The organism is Desulfotomaculum sp. OF05-3, from assembly GCF_003435535.1.
GTDB lineage: Bacteria > Bacillota > Clostridia > Lachnospirales > Lachnospiraceae > Pilosibacter > Pilosibacter fragilis.
The window spans coordinates 1-4,986 of the sequence record NZ_QWGO01000065.1; the positions used below are offsets into that span (position 1 = coordinate 1).

Annotated in this window: 2 protein-coding genes and 1 rRNA gene (1 of these 3 only partly in view); 2 read left to right on the forward strand and 1 reads right to left on the reverse strand. The window is 45.5% G+C overall.

What is annotated here, in order from left to right:
• Nucleotides 1–359: 359 nt before the first annotated feature.
• Nucleotides 360–1,982, reverse strand: coding sequence for an SPFH domain-containing protein (locus DXA87_RS17345; protein WP_117505537.1), 1,623 nt, complete (start codon nt 1,980–1,982; stop codon nt 360–362).
• Between the two features lie 442 nt (nt 1,983–2,424).
• On the opposite strand from DXA87_RS17345, the gene DXA87_RS17350 reads away from it, so the two are divergent.
• Together DXA87_RS17350 and DXA87_RS17355 are read left to right on the forward strand one after the other, a co-directional pair.
• Nucleotides 2,425–3,984, forward strand: a complete 1,560-nt coding sequence (locus tag DXA87_RS17350; RefSeq protein ID WP_117505539.1) for a hypothetical protein — start codon at nt 2,425–2,427, stop codon at nt 3,982–3,984.
• Nucleotides 3,985–4,715: 731 nt separating this feature from the next.
• A 16S ribosomal RNA gene (locus tag DXA87_RS17355) occupies nt 4,716–4,986 on the forward strand; its annotated part runs 764 nt beyond the window's last position; the annotation flags it as partial.

The following is a 4,986-nucleotide window of genomic DNA, read 5'->3' on the forward strand; positions in this document are numbered from 1 at the left end:
TCCAATTTTCTCATAAAATCAGCCTTTCCTTTTACGTTCGACTGATTATATCATAACACAGGAACACTTGTTTGTCTATGTCTTTTAGAACATTTGTTCTTCTATGCTTGTTTTCATTTATGTACACAGATATGTGCAGTTTTAAGATGCCAGATATTGCATGATTTTCCCAAAAGGCAATTCATCTCACCACCTAAAGAGGATGGGAGAATTCTTGCAAACTGTTGTTAAAAGACCCAGGCAGTGTCCTGTGAGAGGCACTGCCTGGGTAAGTAGGGGGAGTATGGATATGAAGATTGGAATAAGTCTGTAAATCTGCACTTACCATGCTTGGGAAAGAGCAGGACTAAAAAATGTAATTACAAGGTATGGTTCTCCGGAACGGTTTCTGCGTCTGGTGTGGACGGTATTGCCGGATCACCCGTGCCGGAGCTTAAATCGGAAGTACCAGGTTCAGGTTCTGCGTCTGCGGGAGCTGCAGTTTGTTCATGATGTACAGCTGGGATCGTAAGTCCGCTGACATTGATGTTCCTGTTTACCTTTGCGTCATATGTCTGTGCCTTCAGAATATCCCTAAAATCCACACCGGTGGCCTCAGACATAGTATCAAACACCTGCTGCATGACAGCAGCTGTATTTCCGGAGATCTCGCTGACTCCGCTTCCGTTTGTGCCGTTTGCACCGCTGGTTCCGTAGATATTGACCTTGTCGATAGAGGACAATGGCTTCGCGATCTCTGCGGCCATCTGCGGCATGATGCCAACTAACATCTCGACGATAGCGGCGTTATTGTACTTCGCATAAGCTTCTGCTTTTTTCTCCATACCTTCCGCTTCCGCAACGGCCTTTGCCTGGATCGCAGCCGCTTCTGCCTCACCGCGGGCACGGATTCCGGCGGCTTCCTGCTCCGCCTGATATCTTGCGGCATCTGCCTTTGTACGCATGGCTTCCGCCTCTTTTTCTAACTCATATTTTCTGGCTTCCGCCTCACGCTGGCGTTTTGCAAGCATGGCAGCGGCTTCCTGTTCGACCTTGTAGCGCTCCGCATCGGCTTTCTTGTTGACTTCCGCGTCTAACTGCTGCTGTTGAACGGCAACTTCCTGCTTCCGAAGCTCTGCTTCGCGCTCTGCCTTTGCGATCTGGGCATTTACGGTAGCTGTCTGGATCGTTTTTTCCTGTTCCTGCTTCTGGATTTCATAAGCAGCGTCCGCCTCCGCTTTCTTCGTGTCGGAGTGCTTCTGAAGCTCTGACTTACGGATCTCCAGCTCATTATTTTTCTCCGCGATCTCTGTCTCCGCAAGTACGCGGGCATCGTTGGCAGATTTGTTCGCTTCTGCCTGGGCGATGGCGATATCGCGGTCTGCCTGGGCTTTTGCGATCGCGGCGTCCTTCTTGATCTTTGAGGTATTGTCGGCACCAAGATCCCGGATCAATCCATTATCGTCAGTGACATTCTGGATATTACAGGACAGGATCTCGATTCCCAGCTTATCCATATCCTTCGATGCCTTTAGCATAACCTGATCAGAGAAGGAATCCCTGTCGGTATTGATCTCCTTTAAGGAGAGAGTACCGATGATCTCACGCATGTTTCCCTGAAGGGAATCCTGGAGATCCATGGTGATATCCTCGGGTTTCTTATTTAAGAAGTTTTTTGCTGCCAGACGGATCCCTTCCTGAGATGGGGTGATCCGTACCTTGGCAACCGCATCGACATTGACATTGATAAAGTCATTTGTCGGAACAGACTGTTCCGTCTTGATATCGACGGTCATCTGCCCGAGATACAGGCGATCCATCCGTTCAAAGAACGGGATCCGGATTCCGGAACGTCCGATGAGGATCTTCGCGTCATGCTTAAGACCGGAAATAATATAAGCCTGATCCGGCGGAGCTTTCACGTATCCACATACGATGAGGACAAGGATCAGAATCAGAATGACTGCAATGGTGATAGGGATGATCAGATGATTCAAATTCATAGAAACTCCTTTCTGGACCTTGACTTTTGCTGCAAAATTTTCGTGTGTAACAAAAAAGTTTGAGGAATTCCCTGTTACATATAAAGGAACATTCCTTTTTGCTAAATTCACAGTATCAGAAAGTATCAGAAAATACAATACGATGCAACAAAGTGTAAGAAAACGTAAGAGGAATGTAATCGGAATGCCATAAAATTGCCACATAGATTACATTTTTCTTAAAACTGAGCGCGGTGGATTGATAGCGGAAGAAGTTATGGTATATTTATAGATAGAAGGATTGGATCGTGTCGAAATATGATATGGACTGGATTGTGGCGGTTGTGGATACGAAAAAACTTCGGATGTTCGGAGACCTAACGCCCACCGAGACAAATTTACTGTTACATACCACCTGAAAGAGGTGGGAGTTTTCGCGACTGAGATAAAAGGGAGGGATCACATGGATACCAGAATCTGGATGCAGGAGTCGTTTTGGGAGAGTGCAGAGAAGCAGAGTGTGAAAGAGAGTCCGCAGGAAAACGCTGAACATCTCTCAAAAGACCAGAATGAAAACGGTGGAAATAAGCTGGTGGATCAAAAGACAAGTCTCTGGAAGCAGACGTATGAGAATATTCTGGTTGGGATGGGATTCTGCGTGATCAAACTGAATTTTCTTCTGTTATATTATATTCTGCCGTTCATAGGAATCCTTATGATATTTGCAGGATTACGGAAATTGAAGCAGGAAGATAAATGGTTTAAGGCGGGGTATGCTGCGGCAGCGATCAACGTTGTGATTACAATGATTTCCATAGTGAGTGGAACTTTTATCAACAGAAGACAAATTTATGATACATATATTTGGCAATTCATGCTCTTATGGACATTTGCATTGCCGCTGATCATAGCATCCTGTTTTTTTTGCGGCATGCAGACAGAGCTGAAAAAGCGGGAGAAGGAAGCGGACAACAAAATCCTGATCCATTTAGTGATCTGGTATGCAGTCGTTATACTGCTTATGAACATGAATGACAGCGGTTGGATCATTGGAATCGCTGTTCTTGCGACATATATTGGAATTCTTGTGGAGTTAAAACATACCGCTGAGAATCTGGAAAAGGCAGGGTATGTATTGGAAGAGCCTCCGATGCGTGTCTCCAACGGGAAGTGTGCGGCAGGGGCAGTTGTTCTAACCGCAGCAGGACTTGTAATCGGAACCATATTCTTTGGTTCCTACCATATGAGATGGAACGAGGTGAAAGCACCGCAGGATCCGGCATACGAGGAGATAAAAACGCATCTGGTCTCGATTGGATTTCCGGAGGATATTCTGGATGATCTGAAGGAGGAAGATCTCTTAGCGTGCAAGAACGCCAGACAGGTACGATTGCAGCAAACGGATTATCCGATCAATGACGGAGAGCAGATCGTCACAAGATCAGAAGGCTACACGCAGTATTCGCGGGAGTATCCTCATAAAGAACTGAGACTCAGTGGAATTGCAGTAGAACTTGAGCAGGAAGGGCACTGGAAGATCATCCATCATTTTCTGTGGAATGAAGATCCGGGCTTTCGTGGTACAGAGGCTTTGCAGCTATATCCGGCATGCCGGGAACGGAATGGTGGCTGGCTCGAAGAAGGCGGGCTGACCGGACAGGTCCTTTATGATAAGAAGGAAATTTCCTATGCCGCGGATTACGCGTCTCTGGAAAACGAGACTTATGATATGGGGCAGAGCTGGCCGTTTTATGAGAGCCGGGAGACGAGCAGTATCTTCGCAGAGTTCTCGATGCCATGGCGCGGGGAGCGATGCCGTGGATACGTATCTTATGGCATCAGGGAAAAAGAGAAGGACTGGTGGATCGATTCCTGGCTGAACTATACGCATCAGAAGAGCATTCTGCAATATCCGGTCATGACGGCAGCACAGAACCGAAAACAGGGCGGCTGGCTGGATAACCTGGTATTCTTCACGGTACAGGATGCGCTGCAGGTACTTCCGGGAGAAGAAACTGATTAAAGAGTGTGGAAAATCAGGAGAAAAATTGACTGCAACGGTTTGATGCGTGTTTGCACTTACAATGTTAGCGGTAAATATAGGGACTGAGAGACAAAATTTCTGCCGGAGAATTCAATTCAGGTTGGGCTTTTGCGTGTGATTATAAAGCAAGTGAATGGTAGAGGCAGTTGTTCTGTTGGGGATAAGATCCACAGAATAACTGCTTATTTGATAGATTATCCACATATGGTATTTATAAACAGGGGTAATAACAAAATGTAGATATTGCACATACAAAAGAAAAAAACTTTGAAAAAAACTGGAAAAAGAGGTTGACTTTTCCGTGGGGATTTGATATTATAATACTCGCCTTGAGCGACAGGGCAAAACTTATTAAGAGTCATTAAGAAAACTTCTTAATCACTCGAAAAAAGTTTTAAAAAGTTCTTGACAAACCGGAAACGGTATGATAGAATAAACAAGTTGCCGCTGAGAACGAAAACGACAACGAAACAAAGTTCCTTGAAAACTGAACAGTATGTAAAACCCTGAAAATTCTTATAAAAATGGTCTTTGGTTTAGACCATGAATGAGAACATTCAGAACAAAACCTAACAAAACAGTAGAACGGTTTAAAATTAGCCAAGCTAAATTTTGGATCTGGACAACTCAACGAGGAAGTTCGAAACCTTCGGCTTCGAACTGAGCTTTTACGTAATACTCGTGAAGGACCTCGTATAAGTAAAAGCTTATAACATGAGAGTTTGATCCTGGCTCAGGATGAACGCTGGCGGCGTGCCTAACACATGCAAGTCGAACGAGGTAAATAAGATGAAGTTTTCGGATGGATTTTTATTTACCGAGTGGCGGACGGGTGAGTAACGCGTGGGTAACCTGCCTCATACAGGGGGATAACGGTTAGAAATGACTGCTAATACCGCATAAGCGCACAGTACCGCATGGTACGGTGTGAAAAACTCCGGTGGTATGAGATGGACCCGCGTCTGATTAGCTAGTTGGTGA